The organism is Enterovibrio coralii, assembly GCF_001559595.1.
GTDB classification, from domain to species: Bacteria; Pseudomonadota; Gammaproteobacteria; order Enterobacterales; family Vibrionaceae; genus Enterovibrio; species Enterovibrio coralii.
In genome coordinates, this window is sequence record NZ_LNTY01000043.1 from 47,580 (window position 1) to 69,753 (window position 22,174).

General features: G+C 48.1%; 20 protein-coding genes, 1 pseudogene and 1 riboswitch. Of the genes and pseudogenes, 6 read left to right on the forward strand and 15 right to left on the reverse strand.

What is annotated here, in order from left to right:
* Window positions 1-52: 52 nt before the first annotated feature.
* Window positions 53-409 (reverse strand): hypothetical protein, encoded by a 357-nt coding sequence (locus ATN88_RS16570; protein ID WP_232313338.1) that lies wholly within the window; start codon window positions 407-409, stop codon window positions 53-55.
* 450 nt (window positions 410-859) lie between these two features.
* On the opposite strand from ATN88_RS16570, the gene ATN88_RS16575 reads away from it, so the two are divergent.
* Complete coding sequence (locus ATN88_RS16575; RefSeq protein ID WP_067418374.1) at window positions 860-2,143, forward strand: DASH family cryptochrome; 1,284 nt, start codon at window positions 860-862, stop codon at window positions 2,141-2,143.
* 127 nt (window positions 2,144-2,270) lie between these two features.
* Here the strand turns inward: ATN88_RS16575 and ATN88_RS16580 are convergent, their stop codons facing one another.
* Window positions 2,271-2,801, reverse strand: a complete 531-nt coding sequence (locus ATN88_RS16580; protein WP_232313339.1) for a PGAP1-like alpha/beta domain-containing protein — start codon at window positions 2,799-2,801, stop codon at window positions 2,271-2,273.
* A 188-nt stretch (window positions 2,802-2,989) separates the two neighbouring features.
* Between ATN88_RS16580 and ATN88_RS16585 the strand changes: the two genes are divergently transcribed.
* Complete coding sequence (locus ATN88_RS16585; protein ID WP_067418377.1) at window positions 2,990-3,214, forward strand: hypothetical protein; 225 nt, start codon at window positions 2,990-2,992, stop codon at window positions 3,212-3,214.
* A 267-nt stretch (window positions 3,215-3,481) separates the two neighbouring features.
* On the opposite strand, the gene ATN88_RS16590 is transcribed toward ATN88_RS16585, so the two are convergent.
* The gene (locus ATN88_RS16590) at window positions 3,482-4,852 is read right to left on the reverse strand and encodes a YjiH family protein (RefSeq protein ID WP_408607711.1); all 1,371 of its coding nucleotides are present in this window, start codon (window positions 4,850-4,852) and stop codon (window positions 3,482-3,484) included.
* Between the two features lie 289 nt (window positions 4,853-5,141).
* Entirely contained in the window at window positions 5,142-5,930 is a 789-nt protein-coding gene (locus tag ATN88_RS16595) for a hypothetical protein (protein ID WP_067418382.1), read from the reverse strand.
* Between the two features lie 195 nt (window positions 5,931-6,125).
* On the opposite strand from ATN88_RS16595, the gene ATN88_RS16600 reads away from it, so the two are divergent.
* Window positions 6,126-6,452 carry an HI1450 family dsDNA-mimic protein gene (locus ATN88_RS16600; RefSeq protein ID WP_067418385.1) on the forward strand — a complete coding sequence of 109 codons (327 nt, stop codon included), beginning with the start codon at window positions 6,126-6,128 and terminating at the stop codon, window positions 6,450-6,452.
* A 55-nt stretch (window positions 6,453-6,507) separates the two neighbouring features.
* Here ATN88_RS16600 and napC read toward each other — a convergent pair whose 3' ends face one another.
* The 7 genes and pseudogenes from napC to napF form a co-directional block, all read right to left on the reverse strand.
* Window positions 6,508-7,104, reverse strand: a complete 597-nt coding sequence (napC, locus tag ATN88_RS16605; protein ID WP_067418388.1) for a cytochrome c-type protein NapC — start codon at window positions 7,102-7,104, stop codon at window positions 6,508-6,510.
* Window positions 7,105-7,113: 9 nt separating this feature from the next.
* The gene (locus ATN88_RS16610) at window positions 7,114-7,593 is read right to left on the reverse strand and encodes a nitrate reductase cytochrome c-type subunit (protein ID WP_083539502.1); all 480 of its coding nucleotides are present in this window, start codon (window positions 7,591-7,593) and stop codon (window positions 7,114-7,116) included.
* Window positions 7,583-8,442, reverse strand: a pseudogene (gene napH, locus ATN88_RS16615) (quinol dehydrogenase ferredoxin subunit NapH). The gene ATN88_RS16610 and the pseudogene napH overlap by 11 nt, the downstream one beginning before the upstream one ends.
* Complete coding sequence (napG, locus tag ATN88_RS16620) at window positions 8,442-9,182, reverse strand: ferredoxin-type protein NapG (RefSeq protein WP_067418521.1); 741 nt, start codon at window positions 9,180-9,182, stop codon at window positions 8,442-8,444. The pseudogene napH and the gene napG overlap by 1 nt, the downstream one beginning before the upstream one ends.
* A 76-nt stretch (window positions 9,183-9,258) precedes the next feature.
* Complete coding sequence (napA, locus tag ATN88_RS16625; protein WP_067418390.1) at window positions 9,259-11,745, reverse strand: nitrate reductase catalytic subunit NapA; 2,487 nt, start codon at window positions 11,743-11,745, stop codon at window positions 9,259-9,261.
* 10 nt (window positions 11,746-11,755) lie between these two features.
* Window positions 11,756-12,016, reverse strand: a complete 261-nt coding sequence (locus tag ATN88_RS16630; RefSeq protein WP_067418392.1) for a chaperone NapD — start codon at window positions 12,014-12,016, stop codon at window positions 11,756-11,758.
* A complete protein-coding gene (gene napF / locus ATN88_RS16635; protein WP_067418395.1) occupies window positions 12,013-12,492 on the reverse strand; it encodes a ferredoxin-type protein NapF in 480 nt (159 codons plus the stop codon). The genes ATN88_RS16630 and napF overlap by 4 nt, the downstream gene beginning before the upstream one ends.
* Window positions 12,493-12,672: 180 nt before the next feature.
* Between napF and ATN88_RS27570 the strand changes: the two genes are divergently transcribed.
* From ATN88_RS27570 to ATN88_RS16645, 3 genes are read left to right on the forward strand one after another with little or no spacing between them, the layout of a single operon-like run.
* On the forward strand, window positions 12,673-12,813 hold the full coding sequence (locus tag ATN88_RS27570; RefSeq protein ID WP_232313351.1) for a hypothetical protein: 141 nt from the start codon (window positions 12,673-12,675) through the stop codon (window positions 12,811-12,813).
* Window positions 12,761-14,380 carry a nitrate/nitrite two-component system sensor histidine kinase NarQ gene (gene narQ / locus ATN88_RS16640; RefSeq protein ID WP_232313341.1) on the forward strand — a complete coding sequence of 540 codons (1,620 nt, stop codon included), beginning with the start codon at window positions 12,761-12,763 and terminating at the stop codon, window positions 14,378-14,380. The genes ATN88_RS27570 and narQ overlap by 53 nt, the downstream gene beginning before the upstream one ends.
* A 16-nt stretch (window positions 14,381-14,396) precedes the next feature.
* Window positions 14,397-15,026 carry a response regulator gene (locus tag ATN88_RS16645; RefSeq protein WP_067418397.1) on the forward strand — a complete coding sequence of 210 codons (630 nt, stop codon included), beginning with the start codon at window positions 14,397-14,399 and terminating at the stop codon, window positions 15,024-15,026.
* A gap of 73 nt (window positions 15,027-15,099) precedes the next feature.
* On the opposite strand, the gene ATN88_RS16650 is transcribed toward ATN88_RS16645, so the two are convergent.
* From ATN88_RS16650 to ATN88_RS16665, 4 genes are all read right to left on the reverse strand, one after another.
* Window positions 15,100-17,766 (reverse strand): calcium-binding protein, encoded by a 2,667-nt coding sequence (locus ATN88_RS16650; protein WP_067418399.1) that lies wholly within the window; start codon window positions 17,764-17,766, stop codon window positions 15,100-15,102.
* 28 nt (window positions 17,767-17,794) lie between these two features.
* A riboswitch (cyclic di-GMP riboswitch) is annotated at window positions 17,795-17,880 on the reverse strand.
* 345 nt (window positions 17,881-18,225) lie between these two features.
* Entirely contained in the window at window positions 18,226-19,620 is a 1,395-nt protein-coding gene (locus ATN88_RS16655; RefSeq protein WP_067418402.1) for a peptide MFS transporter, read from the reverse strand.
* A 242-nt stretch (window positions 19,621-19,862) separates the two neighbouring features.
* The gene (gene emrD / locus ATN88_RS16660; protein ID WP_067418405.1) at window positions 19,863-21,065 is read right to left on the reverse strand and encodes a multidrug efflux MFS transporter EmrD; all 1,203 of its coding nucleotides are present in this window, start codon (window positions 21,063-21,065) and stop codon (window positions 19,863-19,865) included.
* A gap of 291 nt (window positions 21,066-21,356) precedes the next feature.
* Window positions 21,357-22,115 carry a hypothetical protein gene (locus ATN88_RS16665; protein WP_232313343.1) on the reverse strand — a complete coding sequence of 253 codons (759 nt, stop codon included), beginning with the start codon at window positions 22,113-22,115 and terminating at the stop codon, window positions 21,357-21,359.
* Window positions 22,116-22,174 lie beyond the last annotated feature (59 nt).

A 22,174-nucleotide genomic window follows, 5' to 3' on the forward strand; every position in this document is an offset into this window, starting at 1 on the left:
ACGGTCGGCCCCGCTTAATGCGGGGCCGATTTATTTCGTGTATTGATAGATCTTAATGGAAAGTGATTGGGTCTATCGTGCCTTGGTTGGTTGGAAGCGCAAGCAACAGCCAAAAATCCAAGTCAGTTTCTGTGCACTTCGCTGCCGAGACTTTAACCACGCCTTTGCAACGCTTACCACCTGGATGTTCCAATTTGGCGCCTGGACGGCGCAATGCCTCTTCCAGACATTCTTCGCCAACAACCAGCGAGATACCATCGGCATCAACGATGCCGAAAAGTCGTCCATATTGAGAGAAATAGAAAGTGCCATTATCGCATTCTTCCCGAATGCCTGAGATACCTAGCAGTGCCTTTCGAACAGATTGGGATAAAGGATACTCAACCACGCCAACCTCTCTTTTATTCATGACATGATCCGCCAATATAGAGAAAGACGGCGCACCCTTCAGTCGTCTTTAATAACATTCCCTCTAAAACCGTAAAAAAGGCTGACAACTCTTAAACGCGCAAATCAGAAGTTGGCGCAATATTACCCAAAGATGTCTTACTAAAAAGCCAACTTAAGTATCAAACTTCCAGTAGAAGAACGAGCACCACCGCCGAGATATGCCTCGTTTTACCTGCCCAATATTCCACTACCAGTTTGATCTTGTACACATTTCACCGGATGGTCATCTTGTTCAAACTTTGAGGGTGCTACGCTTAATTTGTGAGTCACTTGTCTCTAGAGACAAAATTCACGCTCGCATTCTCACCTAAATCACGCGTTATCGCGTATCAAACTAAGGGAGGCATTGTCCCAGTTCGACGCTACATCTCACGCTCATAATCAATCATCGTTTTTAAGGAGAGACGGAATGAATGGGCTATATTGGTTTAGACACGACTTAAGACTGGCAGACAATCCGGCACTCGTCGCGCTTTCAAAACGATGCAGCAAAGCTCTGATGCTTTACGTCATCGATCCTTCTTGGTTCAAACCAACCAATCACCAATCCAAACACATGGGGAGATTCAGAGAAGAATTCCTCTACCAATCCCTGCGTGCACTTGAAAAGGAACTGAAAAAATCTAAGCAACGACTCGTCGTGAAAGTGGGTAACCCTTTAGAAATCATCCCACAGCTTTGCAAGAAGCACGATATCGACCTCGTCGCCGCAACGGACCATCCTGGCGTTTATGAGCGTCAACAACTCGCCTACCTGAATCGAACCTTGTCTTGCGAGGTCATGGTCAGCGAGAGCTTTAACCTCTTTCTCAAAAACCAAATCAGCTTTAACAAGGAAGATTTTCCACAAACATTTACTCAATTTAAAAAGAAAATCAGCGCACAAAACCTTTTACCTTGTATCCCTATCGCAAAGCCTGATTCTCTTCCCACACTTATCGATGAACGCAGAGATTTGTGGGGCGGCCAAGAGTTCGTCTATGACTTAACGCCCTACCACGGCGGCGAAGATTCAGGACTGGTTCAACTCAATCAGTTTTTCTGGAAAACGCAGGGACTCAAGAATTACAAAGCGACGAGAAACGGCTTTGATGGCTGGCAATTCTCCTCTCGCCTGTCAGCATGGCTGGCTAACGGCACACTCTCCGTGAGAACCGTGGCGGCTGAACTCGACAACTATGAGTATCGCCATGGAAGAAGCGATTCCACCGAAGCGATGTACTCAGAGCTACTCTGGCGTGAATACTTCCAGTGGATGATGCACTTCTTTGGCTCAAGCATGTTTGCCTTCGATGGCATTAAGAAAAAACGACCACTTACCAGCTTTTATTGTCAGAACTACAAAGCATGGGAACAAGGTACGACGGAATACCCCATAGTGAACGCCTGTATGCGTCAGCTCAATCAAACGGGTTATATGTCCAACAGAGGCAGACAAATTGTTGCCAGCTGTTTGGTTAACGAACTTGGTGTTGACTGGCGTTTTGGTGCGGCTTACTTCGAACAACAGCTGTTGGATTTCGATGTGGCGACTAACTATGGGAACTGGCAATACCTTGCAGGAGTCGGTGCCGATCCTCGTGGTCAGCGCCATTTCAACTTGGAAAAGCAAGCCAAGGATTACGACCCTGATGGCAGCTTCGTTGCAAAATGGGCCACCGCGACTCCTTCGGAGAGCTTGCTGAGATTTTAAATAGCCTTGGGATGGCTGAACGAAAAAGGCGGACTAGATAGTCCGCCTTTTAATTTTAGTATTAATTAGGCCAATATCTCTTCAATTCTCTCACTAACACGTTTTGCGAAAATCAGGGCGGTATGTGTCAGGGGGAATACTTCATGCTGTACATGCCATCAATCTTGGTTTCTTCAATCAGAACGGTACCGTCTGATGGCACACCTCGATTCAGCACCGTTGCGGGGCCAATCGAAAGATCACCAGCAATGCTGTAGAGCTCAGACCCTTTTGGCCAACTCGGTTCATGATCTGGCAACAAATACTTGCTCGCATCCATAAACATAAAGTCACCGATTCCGACCTTTTGGAAAAAAGCCGCAACTTGTGAGCCTTTGTGCGGTGTTCCAAGCGTGACAACCTTAGTGACATATTGAGCCATTGCCGCACCCGACTCTAGGTATGTTCGACAAATAACGCCGCCCATTGAGTGAGCAACAATCGCGGTTTCCTCACCATTAATGAAGGCGTCCATTTTGCCAAATAGCGCGGGGAGATCAGGCTTAACCGTGTTGTAAGACAAATTCAGCACGTCGTGTCCTGCTTCCTCAAGCCGCCCACTTAATGGGTGCATGGCAATACCATGCATGTACAAGCCGTGTAGCAAGATAATTTTCATTGTTATTGTCCTTCCTGCATGAGAACGATGTTTACAACGTCGCCAGCAGTTTATCCCATTCAACCGCCATTGAAATACGGGCTCTATTCACAGATTAGAAGTATTGAACTTGTTACAGCGGGTCGATGCTCTCGTTTCGTATGTTTAACTCGAGCACAAAACGTCCTACGTTTCAGAGGAGCACCAACATGAGAGTGGTTTCGACACTGGTGACAACACTTTTTCTTGCATCATTATCATCGCTCAGCTTGGCTGACGAGCAAGAAGTCAAAACGGCTGAGATGGTTGAGAAAGAGCGCGTCCAAGAACTCGATACACTGGGCGATGATGCCGCTAAAGATGCTGAAGAAGTAATAAAAAAGGGTGAAGCCGAAATGAAAGAGATGGAAGAAAAAACAAAGACTGATACTTAGTTTCTCACGCCGTCAGGTGCCTAAATCACACCTTCCCAATTGCAGACCTCTTTAATCGGCGTTAACGCATTGTCCAAGCCGCTTGTATCAAAGATCGTAGTGATGGGGTTGTAGTTATAGGGTGCTATCTGATCAACCGATTTATCTGATGTTGATATGGTGCGAAGAAAAGACATTGCATAGCAACATAGAGAAATATCATTAATATATAGAAGGTTAAAAACAAAAAAGCGGCTCAATGGCCGCTTTTTCTATATTTCGTATTGATTAGAAAATCAGGTGAGCAACACCCGCGATAACAGGCAGAGTAACCAATGTCCGCAGGATGAAAATCATCACCAATTCCCATACTTTCACTGGAATTTTACTGCCCAGCAAAAGCGCACCAACTTCTGACATGTAAATTAGCTGAGTGACTGACAGCGTGGCAATAACAAAACGTGTCATCTCGTTATCAATGTTCGCTGCAAGCACTGCTGGAATGAACATATCCGCGATACCGATCAGCATGGTTTCAGATGCAGCCACCGCTTCAGGGATTTGCAGCAATTCCAACAGAGGAACGAAAGGCATACCCAAAATGGTGAAGATTGGTGTGTATTCCGCAATGATCAATGCAGACGTACCGATTGCCATTACAACTGGCAAGACACCAAAAACCATGTCCGCAGCATTTTCCAAACCCTCTTTCAGAACATCTGACAGAGAACGGATGTGAGAAGCACGCTCGATACCAGACTTAATACCGTAAGAGAACAGCGTTTCACCTTCTGGCAATGCTTCATGTTCGAAAGTCTTTTCTTCACCATTTACCAGCGTGTTTTTCTTCCAGCTCAGTGGTGGCAAACGAGGAACAACAACTGCCGCAACAAAGCCCGCCAAACACACGGTGAGGTAGAATGGAACGAACATATGCTCCAAGCCCACTTGCGCGATGACTACTAGGCTGAAACTGATTGATACTACAGAGAATGTTGTACCTACAACAGCCGCTTCACGCTCGGTGTAGTAACCCTGCTCGTATTGCTTGCTCGACATCAGAATAGCCACGCTGCCGTCGCCCAACCAAGAGCTCGCACAGTCAACCGCTGAACGGCCTGGCAGACCAAATAGCGGACGCATGATACGTGTCATGAATGCGCCAATCATTTCTAGCAAGCCAAAGTTGGTGAGTAGTGGCAGGAATAGACCCGCAAAGACAAACACCGACAACAGCGTTGGCAGCAAATCAGCCAGAACGAAACCACCCGTTGCACCACCAACAACGTGCTCTGGACCAAAACCAATGAACGCCATTGAAACGAACACTGCACCAAGCAGTCGCACAACCAGCCAAACAGGTGAAGGTAAAAATAGGCCAGTGAGAAACTTTGATTCGGTGATAAAACGAGGTTTTGTAGCGAGAGCCAGCAAAGAACCCATTGCACTAATCAGTACAATTGACGTTACAACCAATGTTGAGTAGTTACCCAATAGGTTACGGAACGACTTTGCTAAAACAGCAATAGGAATAGTAAAACCACCTTCCGTGATCACTGGCGTCATGAACAGCAAAATGCCAAGTAGTGACGGAATAAGGAACATCAACACATTCCGTGTTGATGATGAATCTGTAGCAATATTAGTTGTCTTCTGCATAGCGAAACTTCCTGAGCGATGCGAGGGCAAGAAAAATAGATATTCACTTAAAGTGACTAATTGAGCGCAAGATTAATGGATAAATTTCTGAATGTAAACAATAAATAGTCACTTATATTGAATAAATTGCTAAATCTAAGGATTTTCACCACTTTTAGTTCATTTAATAAACAGAATTAACCAATTAAATGTTGCGATAATGTTATTTTGGTTAATTTGAACTTTGGGCAGATCAATGAGTTAACGCTGATTTTAACCCACCAAACGAGATACTCACGAAAGTGAATAATTATCCAATTTTGCGGTCGATTTTTGCGTATTCGTCGTTAACCCATGCACCAAAGGCATCCATGAGTGCAACGACGGCGCGTTTTTTGACGGGCTTACGTTGAATGAGATAGAAAAGGCGTTCCATCTCGAGGGATTTGTCTGGATAAAACTCCAGAAAAGCAGCAGAGCATTGTTCTAGGTTCACTTCCCACGTATGGGTGCGGTGCGCAACAAGACCAAAGCTCGCCCTGATCAGGCGCTTGGCCACTTCTTCTGCCGCATCCAATTGCGTGCCCCACTTGGTAGCAAGGGCGATTTTTTGTCTCAACTCCTTTAAGCGAACAATCAGGTCTTCGTTCATGGCTTTCGAGATTTCCCAACTGACCTCAAAATGCCCAAAACTGTCCGCCAAGTTGTCGCCTTTAAGGCAGATCGTGCAGTGTTTAAAGAAAAAACCCCAACGAAAAATATTGGCGAAGTTGGTGGCTTCTTTAAGCGGAACAATCTCGAAAGACACACTTTTTACCGCATCAGAAGACTGCTCAACACGCCAACGAATCGTGTTGAGCGCAGAGAACTCTTGGACATTCAACATACGTTGCGTCACCAAAGTGAACTCAAGCTCCGCTTTCTCGTCCGCCGCTCTTCTTGCCACATCACCCGAAAGATAAACACTGTGAATGACGTCTTCCAATGCCGCCCCAATTTGTCGAAGCGCCGCCGCCACTGGAGCCACAAAATCGGACTGAAGCGGTGCGTTATTGTCGAGTTCTGGCAATAATCCTCGGCGTGGCTGCGATTGGTACAAATTGAGCTCCTGAAATATAAAAACAGCATCTGCTAACGCTTTATTTTAATGGCTGTTTCTAGTGCCAACCAGTCATTCAGCGTCGAAAAATGAGGTCTAGTAAAAGAAAACCGCCTGAAATGACTTGAATGTGAATTGGGGAAACCGCATTTACATGCTCTAATACAGTTATATTGAACAAATCGGTAATGAATCATGGAAACGTCCCTGCTTTCAATTGATGAAACGCTGGAAACGGCTTTCGACATTTTCTACGAAATGGCGGAAGACAATCTGGAATACGACGATCTTCAAGCCTATGAAGCCCGCTTTGAAGACGAAGGTGCAGGCATTGCTGTCGATGCACTGAACGATTGGGAAAGCCACGTTGGCTTCGACGTCGATCGTGAAGTTTTTGTCGAAGTGCGCATTGGCCTGACATCCGGTGACTCACTGGATGACGTGCTCGTTCGCATGTTGATCAGTCGCGACCCAGACCAAAAGTTCTGCCACATGCTGTGGAAACGCGCAGAACAGGAATGACGTGTGACAACGAAAAAGGCCAGCGAATTGCTGGCCTTTTTTATACCCAATCAACTTAAAACTTGAACTCTTTGCTCGCATCAAAGTTTTTTGGCAGTTTATGCGCAATCCCTTTGTGACAGTCGATACAGGTCTGCCCTGCTTCTTCTGCTTTATCATGCACTGACGCGGCGACGGTTTTCTGCGTGCTGAAATCCATGTACTCGAAGTTATGGCAGTTACGACACTCCTGCGAATCGTTCGCTTTCATGCGTGTCCATTCTCTCGTCGCCATTTCTAATCGGTGATCTTCAAATTTTTGTGGCGTATCAACGATGCCAAATGCTTTTGCATAAAGCTCTTTGCTCGCTTGGATCTTACGCACCATTTTCGGCCCCCATTCCTTTGGCACGTGACAATCCGGGCAGGTCGCGCGAACGCCACTTCGGTTCGTGTAGTGAATCGTACCGACATACTCTTCGTACACGTTGTCACGCATTTCATGACAGCCAATACAGAAACCTTCTTGGTTGGTCATTTCCATACCGGTATGAAAACCACCCCAGAAGATAATACCGCCAGCAAAGCCGACAATAAGCACAGTACCAATGGCGAAATGACTCGGTGTTCTAAACCATTTCCAGGCGCGTTTAATAACGTTAGGAATCTTCATCTTTTCCCCTTATTGGCCAAACTTGCCTGCTGGAACGAATTCGTTCTCTACCAACTCTTCTGTCTGGGCCTGCGGTACGTGACATTGCAGACAGAAATAACGACGCGCAGAGACTTCGGTTAGCACACGGTTATCGCGATCCATAAAGTGAGTTGGGCTAACGCGAGGTGCACCGGTTTTACGGTAAACGTCGACATCATGGCACTCTAAACAGGTGTTGTTCGCTTGGTTAACCTGATATCCATCGATATTGTGCGGGATCATTGGTGGCTGGTTTACGTAGTTCAGTGCAAAGCGTTCCTGATTTTTAGGGACGCTTTTTATCTCTGGCAGAACGTTTGATTCTTCGATGCCCGTTGAGCCACGTAACGACTCAACAACAACTGCTTCCTCAGTGATCTTTTCTTCGTTTGCACTTACGACATTTGCATAAACCGCCACGCCCATTAGGGCAGACAACAGCAGCGAAACCGCTTTTTTACTCTTCATTTTCGGCTCCAAATCTTTTTCTGAATTCCAAAACTTGTTCGGCACACACGTCAATACAGCGGCCGCAACTCATACAATTTCTGTCCATGACACGCTTATCACCGCCTTTGAGCGGCTGTCTGAGCACCTGTGGTTCGGGACAGACGTTGAAACAATCCATACATTTTGTGCACGCGCTTCGGTTAACCGCGGTCACTCGCATCACGCTCTTTTCACCAATTGCTGCGTACATCGCACCCAGCGGGCAAAGATGTCCGCACCAGCCATGTTCAACCAGCAAGAGATCCAGTATGAATACCGAGCCCACCAGCCAAATTCCGCCTCCTACGCCGAATATCAGCCCACGATGCAAGGCAGACACTGGGTCGAGCCATGTCCAAAGCAAAGTGCCAGATACACCGCTCCCCACAACCAGCAATGCCAACAGCCAATAGCGAATGGATGAGGACATATGAAAACTCGCTTTGAAATTGAGTTTTCGTCTTAGCCATGCGGCTGCATCCGTCACCACGTTCATTGGACAGACCCACCCACAAAAAGCGCGTGGTGCGATCAGTGCGTAAATCGCAACAACCACAGCGAGTCCAATGAACCCTTCCGCTTCAAACGCATGCCCTGTCGCCAAAGACTGCGCAGCAATGAGAGGGTCCGTAAACGGCACGACATCAAACAAGACGCTTGAAGACAGGTTGCCTTTCAATACCCACACGCCCCCACAGGACCAGCGAGGAACGCAAGAAGTACCGCAAGCTGTGTTATTCGACGTAGGATTAGAAAACGATGTGCTCGCCACCAACCAAGACGCTTAACCACATCTTTGCCTGCATTAACCGCAAGGTTCTTGGCCATTAAAGCCCCTCCCCTGGTTTACGTGTCGGCAACGTCAGTTGACGAGGCACAAGACTTTCGCCCTCGTTCGCCGCTAGCTCTTCCCAGCCTAAGCGATAGTGTTCGCCCAGTTTTCCGCGCGCGAGGTTGGTCGGCACCACTTTGATGGCGGTTTCATCCAACACACACGCGTGTTCACACAAACCACATCCCGTACAGCGTTCTGCATTTACCATAGGAATAAGCTTTGCGTGTTTACCGGTACGCTGGTTGTGCATCGGCTCCAGCGTGATAGCTTCGTCCATCAAAGGACAGACGCGATAGCAGACGTCGCAACGAAGACCTTGCCAGTTAAGGCAGTTTTCGTGATCGATAAGTACCGCTGTCCCCATTCTTGCGTCAGTGATATCCGTCAGGCTTCTATCTAGCGCCCCACTTGGGCATGCTTTTACACAAGGAATGTCTTCGCACATCTCGCATGGGATGCTGCGGGCATCGAAATACGGCGTACCCGCAGCAACCGGAGACAAGAGCGTCGCTAATTTCAACGTATCGTATGGGCAGTCACGGACACACAAACCACAGCGCACACAAGCATTGAGAAACTCGTTCTCTTCTAACGCACCCGGTGGGCGAATGGGCACACCGCCCTGCGCTTGGCTTTGCTTGGATTGCAAGCCAAGAACAGTGACAGCAATGCCTGCACCCGCAGCGGTGCGAGCAGCATCTCGGAGGAAGCGACGTCGGCTGGTATCAAACATACCGACCTTTTTCTCTGCCTCATTTGCCGTGTGTGATGTGTCTGTGCGCTTTTTCATCGTGTGACCTGCTAATCCATTAAGCCTTCACGACTTTCACGGCACATTTCTTGTAGTCGGTCTCTTTCGACAACGGATCGGTCGCATCCAGTGTCAGCTTGTTCACCAACTGCCCCGCATCAAAGAACGGCATAAACACCAACCCTTTTGGCACACGGTTGCGACCACGGGTTTCAACGTGGGTAGTGACCTCACCTCGACGAGAAATGACTTTCACCGCATCGCCACGGCGCAGACCGCGAGCACGGGCATCCAATGGATGCATGTAAACCACCGCATCTGGGAAGGCGCGATACAGCTCTGGTACACGGCGTGTCATGGTGCCTGTATGCCAATGTTCAAGAACACGACCCGTGGATAACCACATGTCGAACTCTTCATCTGGCGACTCCGCAGCTGGCTCGTATGGCAGTGCGAAGATGACCGCTTTCTTGTCTGGCTTGCCATAGAAGGCAAACCCTTCACCGGCATTAACATACGGGTCGTAGCCCTCGGCGTAACGCCATAGGGTTTCTTTGCCGTCAACCACAGGCCAACGCAGGCCGCGCGCTTGGTGGTACATGTCGAAAGGAGCAAGGTCGTGTGCCTTGCCGCGTCCAAACTCGGCGTACTCTTCAAACAAGCCTTTTTGGATGTAGAAGCCCGCATCGCGCGCATCGTCGTTCAGGCGATCTTCTGGGATTTCATCCAAGCTGTATTTGTTCGCTTTGCCGTTGGCAAACAGTATGTCGAACAGGGTCTTGTCACCAAATTCTGGTTTCTTCGCGATCAGGTCTTGCGGCCAAACGTCCGACACCTTGATACGCTTAGACAGCTCAACGATTTGCCACAGGTCAGATTTTGCTTCGCCTGGCGCTTTCACTTGCTGATACCAGAACTGCGTACGACGCTCTGCGTTACCGTAAGCACCCTCTTTCTCTACCCACATCGCGGTAGGCAGAATCAAGTCAGCAGCCATTGCAGTCACTGTTGGGTATGGGTCAGAGCAGATAATGAAGTTGCGTGGGTCTCGGTATCCCGGCAGACGCTCTTCATTGATGTTTGGACCCGCTTGCATGTTGTTGTTACACATCACCCAATACACATTGAGCTTGCCGTCTTTCAACATGCGGTCTTGAAGAATGGCGTGATAGCCCGGTTTAGGCGGAATCGTACCCTCTGGAAGTTGCCATTTGTCTTCTGAGAACGCTCGGTGTTTAGGGTTGTTAACCACCATGTCTGCTGGCAGACGGTGAGCAAATGTACCCACTTCACGGGCAGTACCACAGGCAGATGGCTGCCCGGTCAACGAGAACGGGCCACAGCCTGGCTTGGAGATTTTGCCCGTCAACAAGTGGATGTTGTAAACCAAGTTGTTCGCCCACACACCACGCGTGTGTTGGTTGAAGCCCATGGTCCAGTAAGACACCACGTTCACTTTCGGGTCAGCGTAAAGTTCGGCCAATGCCACCAGTTGATCCTCAGGAACACCAGATAGCTCAGACACAGACTTCACATCGTAATCAGCAACAAATTTCGCGAAGGAATCAAAATCGATAGGATCTGACGCACCGCTTCCTGCATTTTTCGCTGCTTTTTCCAACGCATGTGTTGGACGCAAGCCGTATCCGATGTCTGTTGCACCTTTGCGGAAGTTAACGTGTTTTTCGATGAAGGCTTTATCGACTTTATTGTTTTGAATGATGTAGTTTGCGATAAAGTTCAGGATCGCCAGATCGGTTTGTGGCGTGAAAATCATGCCGTTATCTGCCAGCTCGAAACTGCGATGTTCAAAGGTGGAGAGCACAGCAACTTTTACGTGTGGTGCAGACAAACGACGGTCAGCCAGACGAGACCAAAGGATCGGGTGCATTTCTGCCATGTTCGATCCCCAAAGTACAAACGCATCCGCTTGTTCTAGGTCGTCATAACATCCCATTGGTTCATCCATACCAAAGGTACGCATAAAACCAACCACCGCTGAAGCCATGCAATGGCGAGCATTCGGGTCAATGTTGTTTGTGCGGAAACCTGCTTTCATCAACTTCGAAGCAGCATAGCCTTCCCACACCGTCCACTGGCCTGAGCCGAACATACCGACTGTTGTTGGGCCGTTTTGCTGAATTGCGGTTTTGAACTTGTCCGCCATCAAGTCCAAGGCTTCATCCCAAGACACTGGGGTGAATTCGCCGTTTTTGTCGTAAACACCGTTAGTTTTACGCAGGAGTGGCTGCGTTAAACGGTCTTTTCCGTACATGATTTTCGGCAGGAAGTAGCCCTTGATACAGTTCAAACCGCGGTTAACTGGCGCATCTGGGTCACCCTGTGATGCGACGATACGACCGTTTTGTGTACCCACCAGTACACCACAACCCGTACCACAGAAACGACATGGGGCTTTATCCCACTTCACCTGCTCGTCATTCCCTGCTGCTTGCGCGACAGAAACGGGCAGAGTAATTCCAGCCGCACTTGCCGCCGCAGCGGCCGCATTGGCTTTTAGGAACTTTCTACGCGTTAAGTTCATTGCCCTCTCCTTACATTGCTGATTCAGGCTCTTCGTTCTCGACCTGATGAAAAACAAGCGTTGCAGCCAGTACGCCCGGCAACGCTTTAATTTGGTCAAACAAATCCAACAGCTGTGCACGATTGTTTGTTTCGACAACCACAATGAGTTTTCCTGCTTCAGAAGATGCTGGGATCTCTGTGCCTTCAAACGACTCGATGCTTGTCTTCACGGATTCAATTTGGTCGGCGGCAGCGTGAACAATCAGGCTGCTTATGTGGTACTCGTTCAAACTCGTTGCTCCATTGAAATTGCAGATACGGGACAAGGTGAGATGCAGGCACCGCACCCTGTGCATGAGGTAGTGGTAATTTGGGGCTGAGCGACGCTGCCCAGCGTCATGCGAAATTGGATTGCACGTGTGTCACATGCATCAGCGCAGCTTCGGCATTCCACCGCGTTTTGCGCAAGACATGTCTCAGTGATAGTGATCGCTTGATGCCAAGGTGCGTTTTCCTCAGCATTGAACAGGTTTTCAGGACAGGCACTCGCACAGTCATAGCAGAAGGTACACTCGCCTTTTTTGAAATCGACGGTCGGAAAACCACCGTCCCCCGCGACGATGATGGATTCTTGGCAAGCAGATTGGCATTTCCCGCATCGGGTGCACAAATCGGTAAAATTCGCGACATCTTTCACCCACGGCAATGCCTGCAGGTTGACCCTGCGTTTACTTCTGAGGAAAAATCGGCGTTGCGTGTCTACCATGAGTAACCTTGAGATTTCTCTTTATTCGCCAATACTTAGCGACAATGTAGACACCGTAAGAATTTTTGTGAGGTGGATATATACCTCGAAAGGGGTATATGGGGGGTGGTATTGCGCTAGATCAATTTCTTGTATTGGCGTAAATCACATTATGGCGAAATCAAAGCAAGTATCCGTGTCATGAGCAAACCCAAATTGAACACAACTGCAACCGTGAAAAACTCTGTGACGACGACTGTCGCCCGTGCCCTGCTGACTATTTTGACCCTTGCAGTCATCATCACAGGTTTCTCTATCATCACCTTGGCGTCGAGTCAATGACGCCGCAGCGGTCAATACTTCCGGTTCTTTGCGTATGCAAAGCTACCGTATTGCCTACGACATCGTGACTGACTCACCTCGTTACCCAGAACACATTCAGATGTTTGAAACTTCCCTCTTTTCACCGGAGCTTCAACTGCTGGATAACCTCGCCGTGCCCGAAGAAATTCGTGTGAGGTATGATTTGCTGATCGCCCAATGGCTCAAGCTAAGACCCGAGCTAGAAGGACCCGACCGCAATTTCTATCTCGAACAAGTGGGGCTCTTCGTTAATGAGATTGACCGCTTCGTGTTTGAGCTGCAAAAACATTCAGAAAACAAGCTTCAGGTGCTGGCGTTAGTCAGCAGTGTCGGCTTGGGGCTAATACTGGCCGTCGTCATATTCCTGATTCACTACACCCAAAAACGCATCGTTAATCCTCTGAATCAGTTGGTGAAAGCAAGCCAGAACATTCAAAACCGCGAGTTTGATGTCGAACTGCCCACTGCACGAAGCAATGAACTGGGTGTCCTCTCCGACAGTTTCGGTTTGATGGCAAACGAGCTCAAAGAACTCTACACCGACTTAGAATCCAAGATAGAGTTAAAAACGCAGAAACTCACCAAAGCCAACCGCGCCTTGAATGTTCTGTATGACTGTTCCACGCAACTCTCTTCGAGCTTTCTGACAAGAAAGAGCTTTTCTAATATGTTGGCAATTACTTTGAAAGCTGATGGTGTGCGTGCCTTGCGTTTACGAGTCAATAACCCAAACCTGTCTGAGTGGGAATTAGAAGCCGGAGACGCATCCGACGAATCTTGGTACGCGCAACCGCTTAAGCTAGATGGTGAGCCTCTCGGTACCCTCGAATGGCAAGGGGACATAGAAACCGCAGATACTGTTTTGCTATCAAATTTAGCGTCTGTCATGGCGCGCGGTATCTACTACAATCACGCCCAAAAGCAGGCTACACACTTAGCTGTAATGGAAGAACGTGCAACGCTCGCACGTGAACTGCACGATTCAATTGCTCAGTCCCTGTCCTATCTTAAAATTCAAACGACGTTGTTGAAGCGACATTTGAAATTGATTGGTAACGAGGATTGCGACGAAATAGCTAACGAAATCAATGAACAACTTGGCATTGCCTATAACCAGCTCCGCGAGCTGTTGAATGCATTCCGTTTGTCACTCACGAACAGTGACTTTGGCTTAGCACTCAACGAAATGGTAAAAACGCTACAAACGCAGATAGCTGCCCCGATTACCGTTTCCTCTTCCATTGATGCAGTTTCAATGGATGCGCAGCGTCAGATGCACATTTTGCAAATCATTCGCGAGGCTTGTTCGAATGCGATAAAACACGCGGATGCGGACGAAATACTGATTGAATGTCACCAGGACAACAAATTTGCCCACATCGACATTATTGATAACGGAAAAGGGTTTGTTTTGAGTGAAGAAAAACCTGACCACTATGGTTTAAACATTATGCAAGAACGCGCGCAGTTACTTGGCGGAGAACTGAGTATAGTGTCTTCACCTGACAACGGGTGCAAAGTCTCTCTCACGTTCTCGCTGAAATAAATTGCTGGAGATAACAATGACCGCTTGGAATGTCCTTTTGGTTGATGACCATCCGCTAATGCGAAAGGGATTGGCGCAATTACTGAAGTTTGAGCCTGAGATTGGCTCCGTGGCTGAAGTCAGTTCGGGAGCAGATGCCATCGCAGAGGCGGCTCGCCACGAACCAGATTTGATCATTCTTGATCTCAATATGAAAGGCTTATCGGGCCTTGATACCCTGAGAGCGTTGCGCTCGGACGGCTGCACCTCAACCATTGTTATACTGACCGTTTCGGACAGCCCCAACGATATTCACGCAATCGTTCAAGCGGGAGCCGATGGCTACCTATTAAAAGACAGCGAACCTGAAGATATTGTCGATAAATTGAAGTCGGCGATGAAAGGTGAAAAGGCATATAGCGAGCAAGTGAAGGCGTTTCTGGACCGCACTCAAGATCAGACCTCGCCGCTAAGCGTGTTGACGGAACGTGAGATGCAAATCCTTCAGCAAGTCTCCAAAGGGTTTCGAAACAAACAAATCGGCGAACACCTCTACATCTCTGAAGCAACGGTAAAAGTTCACCTGAAAAACCTGCTCAAAAAGCTCGGCGTCGAATCACGCATGGCTGCCACCCTTTTGTATCTTGAACACGAATCGTTGAATTAATCTTTAACTGCCACCTTGCGGGCACAAAAAAAGGCTCACCGTGGTGAGCCTTTTGCTTATCTATTTTGGCAACTTAGAAAATGTCATCGCCGTTCAGGGTGACACTTTCTGCATCCGTCCACACTGTGATGGTGCGATCTTGCGTATCGTGCGTGAACACATATGCTTTCAGTTCGCCAACCTGCGTATCATTTAAGCCCATGATGCTGATCATCTCTGCAGACAGCGGCGCGTTAACAGCACCATCTTCATCGAAGCTCCATGGCAGACCAACGAGGTTGAACGAGTCATCACCACCACCGAGATGCGCAACGAAACCATCCCAGTCATCCGGCATACCCAGCTCTTCACCAAACGGTACGTCTGATTGCGCCCAGATTTCGTTAGGGTTAATGGTCACATCTTGATCGCCGTCATCACCGATAACCGCTTCAATCTGCGCCATCACGTTCCCTTTCACATTCGGGTCAGTCTGGTACGACGCACCGGTGAAATCCACGTTTGCATCACCATTTACCAGCATTCTGTCGAAGCCATTATCCGCGTTGTACATCGACTTATTCACTGTCTGACCAGCTGGATTGGTCGTTGTCAGGCCAACGAAATCGTCTGCACCGAACACGAAGGTGTCATCGCCGTTACTACCGATGTATTCATCAACACCTGTACCACCATCGATCATTACTTCGCTGCCAGGGCCACCATTCAAGATGTCATCGCCTGCGCCACCGTAAAGTTCATCCTTACCTGGGCCACCGAGCAGGGTATCGTTGCCTTCACCGCCGTAGATGAAGTCATCGCCTTTACCACCGAAGAGGGTGTCATCACCTTCGTCGCCGTAGATGTAATCGACATCATCACCACCATAGATGGTGTCATTACCTTCACCACCATGAATGGTATCTTTGTCGCTGACTTCGACCGTTTTGGTAGTGTCAGCAAACTCAGAGTAATTAAGCTCACGAATGTTGTCGTAAGAGTTCGCGACCAACGTAAGATTGGTAGATGCTGTGATTTCTGGGCCTTCAATTTGCAGCAAGATTTTGCCGTTTTCAGCCAGATTGTGGTAGTGGTGACCGTTGCCATCCAAGTCCACATCAATGATCACAAACTTATAGGTGTTTGTGCCATCCGTGTACTGAAGGGTGTAATCGAGATTCACGTTGTACGTTTTGTCACCGATGGTCACTGTCTGGGTTTTGTCATCTGAGTATTCATTACAGATGTTATCGCCATTCAGTACGCCGTCGTCATCGTGGAAAGTCACTTCTGTGCATTCACCGTCAAACGCCAACTCTGGTGGGAAGCAGAAGGTGTGGAACTCACCGCCTTTTGGTGTGGTGAAATCATCACCCATGATGAAGACTTTCGCTGTTGGGTCACAATCGATAGTTTGCGTACCAATCGTACCACCGTAGATCAGGTCATCGCCTTCCCCACCGTAGATTTCATCATCCCCCCACTGACCATAGATGGTGTCATTACCTGCACCGCCATCGATGTAGTCTTCGTCATTCGCCATCATGGTTTCAGTTTCGGCGATGTCTTCGTAGTCGAGTGAATTAATGTTGTTGTATGAGTTTGCCACCAACGACAGGTCCGTTGCGTCAGTGATCTCTGGACCATCGATTTGCAGCAACAACTGACCGTTTTCGCTCAGGTTGTTGTAGTGATTACCGTTGCCATCCAAATCAACATCAATAATCGCGAAGGTGTAAATGTTACCGTCCGAATCACAGTACTTCAGCGTGTAATCAAGGTTGACTGGGTAGGTATTGCCATCAATCGTAACGGTTTGAGATTTGTCGTCTGAATATTCGTTACAGATGTTGTCGCCATTCAGTACGCCATCATCGTCTTGGAAAGTGACTTTAGTCGAACCGCCATCAAACGACAGTTTTGGTGGGAAGCAGAAAGTGTGGAACTCACCGCCTTTCGGCATGGTGAAGTCGCTGCCCATTTGGAAAACAGTCACACATGGATCGCCACCGCCAAAGTTTGGAGACGCCGTGTTGCCGTAGATTACATCATCGCCATCGCCGCCAAACAGCTTGTCTTGGCCGTTGTTACCTTCGATGTAATCATCGCCACCTTGGCCGTAAATGGTGTCATTGCCATTACCACCAGAGATGTTGTCATCGCCACCGACTGACGGATCAACGGTCGTTGGCTCTGTGATGTCATCGTAGTTCAGGCTAGAAACGTTTTGGTAAGAGTTAGGTACGATGCTCAGATCGGTGCTTGATGTAATTTCAGGACCATCGATCTGGATCAGGATTTTCCCGTTTTCGCCCAGATTTGAGTAGTGATGGCCGTTGCCATCAAGGTCAACATCCACAATCGCAAAGGTGTAAACATTGCCATCGCTGTCGCAGTATTTCAGGCTGTAATCGACATTTACGCCGTATTCTTGGCCGTCAATTTCGACAGATTGTGACTTGTCATCAGAGTATTCATTACAACGGTCATCGCCATTCAATTGGCCATCATCATCGTTGTATTTCACTGTGGATGTCGAACCGGTAAAGTTCAGTGTTGGAGGGAAAGACCAAGTGTGGAAATTACCACTGTTCATGGTGAAATCCTTGCCCATCACGAACACTGCGCCAGTGTTTGAAGAGCCACCACCTGAGCCTACATCACCGTAAATCGTATCATCACCGTTTTTACCGGTGATTGTGTCATCTCCCAATGTGCCATTCAGCGTATCAGATCCGTTGGTACCCGTAATTGTTGCCATGAGTTTTGTCCTCGTATGCTAACCAGCTCGAGGTAGCCCAGCCATCTCTAGTCCTGCTTAGAGAGACCTGTAACTTTCCGTCCCCACCTCACGATAGGTTTGGCTTTTGCTCTACTTCGTCCTATTGCTTGCTTTTTGTGAGGGCCACGAAACCACAAAACTTCTGACGTATGCCCTGTTTCATATGGCACTCAGACTGGTTGATTAGCCACATCGCATCAAGACTATAAGTGAGAAATAAGGGGATTTTCAGGACAAGGCAGGGAAAGTTTTTAATCGATCATGATGAAAGCATGGATCAGCATTAGAAAGTAATGAGCACCAAAACAATACGTAAGCGTGATGAAAGAATGAGTGATTTAACACTTGGTATGGAAATGAATGCACTGAATACGCGGATATAGCAAAAAGCCATCACTAGGATGGCTTTTTGTCTAAGTAGTTACACAGTACTGAATATTACGCAGTAGCTGGTGTTGGCTCTTTCTGTTCTTCCGCAGATGCTTTCGTACCTTCTGCACCGTGCATCCAGTCAACCAGCTTGCTTGAGCAAAGTACCAACAGAATACCTGCAACACCTGCAGTTGCTGCAATACCGCCGAAGATTGCCAGAGGACCCGCATCGCCGACGTGGCTACCAATCAGACCCGCAACATAGTTTGCGACGGCGTTTGCACAGAACCAGGTACCCATCATCACTGACATCAGACGCAGTGGTGCCAGTTTGGTGATAAGTGACAGACCGATTGGCGACAAACATAGTTCACCCAGAGTATGGAAGAAATACGCACCTACCAGCCACCACATGGACGCTTTGACTGACATGTCTCCGCCCTGCTGCATTGCTGCACCCACCATGCACACAAAGCCCATCGCCAAGAAGCCCATCGCCATCGCGAACTTAATCGGTGAGCTTGGCTCATTCGCACCTAGACGACGCCAGAATACTGCCAACATTGGAGCGAGTAGAATGATGAAGAATGGGTTCAGCGATTGAAACCATGCCGCTGGTACTTCAAACGCACCAATCATGCGGTTTGTGTACTCTTGCGAGTAAATGTTCATCAAGCCGCCTGCTTGTTCAAAGCCCGCCCAGAAGATGATCACGAACATGCTCATCACAACGATAACTTTGAGGCGATCGCGCTCTACTTTCGTCAGAGGCTGCTTTTGTTGTGCGCCAGATTCACGAAGTTGCTTCTTCGCTGCTGGTTCAATACCAATGCTGCCAAGGTATTTGTTCGCGAAGATCATCTGGATCAACAGCGACATCAACATGCCGATACCCGCGCACAAGAAGCCAGCTTTCCAACCGAATTCTGTTGAAGCTGTACCCGCGATGATACCCGCAAGCAGCGAACCAAGGTTAATACCCATATAGAAGATGGTAAACGCGCCGTCACGACGGTTATCGCCTTCGTTGTACAGGTGACCAACCATTGTTGAAATGTTTGGCTTGAACAGACCATTACCAACGATAAGGAAAGCAAGGCCAACGTAGAAAGCATGCAGCTCATAAGGGTCGATAATGCTGTTAGGCAATGCCAGTGTAAACTGACCAATCGCCATCAAGGCACCACCAATAATGATAGAGCGACGCTGACCGAGGAAATTGTCTGCTAACCAGCCACCTAGCACAGGTGTCAGGTAAACCAAGCCGGTATAGATACCATAGAGATTCAGTGCGTCTTGTGTTGTCCAACCAAGACCACCGTTAATGGTTTTGTCTGTGAGATAAAGCACCAGAATGGCGCGCATTGCATAGAAGGAAAAACGTTCCCACAACTCTGTACCACAGAGCAGGAACAATCCGCGAGGATGACCAAGCCAAGTTGCCTGAGTGTTTGCATTCATGTTTGTCTATACCGCCTATTATTATTAGCCTGGCGGGGCAATATCGGGGCCTCCTTTCCTCTCTAGTCTCCGCCGCAGGTCGTACAGACTGCACCAAATCCGGCGTTGCCGCAAATGATAAATGAACAAAAACTTAAGATTTCATAGTTGATAAAACGGAATACAGACGGGTAATACGCAAAAACCGCAGGAATATCTTTTGTAATTCCTGCGGTTAGCGATTAGAAAACAACCACGCTTTTTTACGCTGTGATGGGTAAATCCGGAGCCACTTTTCTGTTTCTACACATCAGAAGCCCTAATCCCGTCACAACCGCCATAGCCAAAAGAATTGCGCCTAGCGAAAACTGGTCATTGACACTCATTTTTGCGGCAATCAGTGTAAAGAAACCCGCAGCCATATTTTGCACACCACCTAATACCGCGCCCGCAGTACCCGCGTGGTGTGGGAACGGAGACAAAGCACCTGTCGTCGCAGAAGGAAACAGAATGCCTGCACCTAGGAAATAAATGAACGCACCACCAATCAGTGTTTCTATTGTGACTAGGCCATTCATACCGGGAACGAACACCACTAGCGAACCGATGATAAGAACGACCGTACCAATGACCAAAGACTTCGCGGCAGACAGACGCTGTTCAATCACACTTGATAGCCATGAACCCAGCATAAAACCTGGCAGTGGCAGAACGAATAGCAAGCTCACCATTGCCGCGCTTAAACCCAAGGTGCTGCCAAGGATCACACCTGCAGCCGCTTCAAAAACCGCAATGCCAGAGAACACAGCAATCAGGCAAATCAGGTAGCCTTGGAATTGGCGATTGCTCATTACATATTGGTAGCGCTTAACCACAGAGTCATTGCGGCGCTTTTCTTCTGGCAATGTTTCTTCAAAGTACAGTGACATAACGAGGTATACCACCGCCGCCAACACCAGCAGGAACACGTAGCTCGCCTGCCAGTTGAAGTAGGTGCTTAGCATGCCACCAATCACGGGCGCAGCCAGCGGCGAGAAGATCAGACCCACACTCACCAAGCTGTTAGCACGATGCAGGCGACTGCCTTCGAAACAATCGCGTGTCAGCGTACGCGCCATCGCACCGCCACAGCCAATACCTGCACCTTGAATCACACTCGCTGCCAAAAACATATTGAACGAATCAGCGAATAACGCAGCAATCGTACCAACCAGGTAGATCGCGAGACCAACAAGAATAATCGGCTTACGGCCAAAGCGATCTGACAGCGGGCCATAAACAAACTGCGACAAACCATAAGGGATCAGGTAACAAGCCATAACAGCTTGGAGTAGTGCTGGAGACACACTGAAGTCGTCCGCCATCAATGCCATAGACGGAACATACATCGTTTGAGTCATCTGACCGACAGCAGCCAAGATGATGATCATGAGAAGAATTTTGGACAAAGGCGTTGTCGAGGACATCACCAGTTCTCCCTAAGCAAGCAAAATTAACCAAGTTTCTTTTATGCGAGGGAGACGAACGAAAAAGGACTTTATTGGAGAAAGCGACAGTGTATTTCAATCCCCCTCAGGATTTTGCGCAGATATTAGTGGCCAGCGTGGACTTAAACAACATAAATCCCGTGTTTCATACACGATAAGAAATCATAGAAAGGATTAGTTTTTCTAATGCGTAAATTTAGAACAAAAAGAAAGCACTCATTGAGTGCTTTCTATAGAGGTTTTAAGAAGATTAATGAATGATTGGCGTACTTACGTGAAGTGTCTTGCCAGAGTGGTTGTTTCTGGTGACAATTCAAAATTCCAGTTACCACTGCTGGTTGTGTGGTAGCCACCTTCAACAATAAAGTCCACTGAGTTACTGGTTCTGCGCCAGATACGCACGATGCCCTGTACATTACTGGTTTTAATGATGCTATGAGCAATCGGGTCTGTACAACCTGGCAGGAACTGCCCTTCTTTTAAGTTAATAGTAAACACCTTGCCAGAGCCCGACAGAAAATCCGTCGCATTCACCGAAACACCATTCAGTTCAGCGACCTTATTAGCGTCTTCATGCGGGGTGTCTGGTGCTGGCATATCGTGTTCAACAGGCATACTAATAGACAAGTCCTGTGGCACCGTTAACACGCTCGAATCAATGGTGAAATCGACAAAGTTCAACGCACGCAGGTCAAAGTCACCCGAAACGCGGAGTCTTACAGAGGTTGGCGTAGCGCGATAAGGTACCAAACGGTTGTCACTTGAAACACTGATGGCATTGCGAAGTACGTTGATGTCAGTCGTGCTTAACTCAGCACCATTCAAGGTAAACTCGACTTGGCCACCATACACAAGATAGGAATAAGGGATCTTCACCATATCGGCAGTCAGCGTTGGCATGGTTAAACCATAGCTTTCAGCCATTTCAGGCGTCACTACATACTCATGTGCCATTACCGGTTGAGCAACAGCAAAAGCCAGGGCAGAAACAGCGAACAGGTGTTTAATTTTCTTATTGTTTTTGATCATTATTAAGCCTCGAAGTTGGAGGAGTAAACTCCGCGTAAAATCTTCGAAAAACGCTTTTA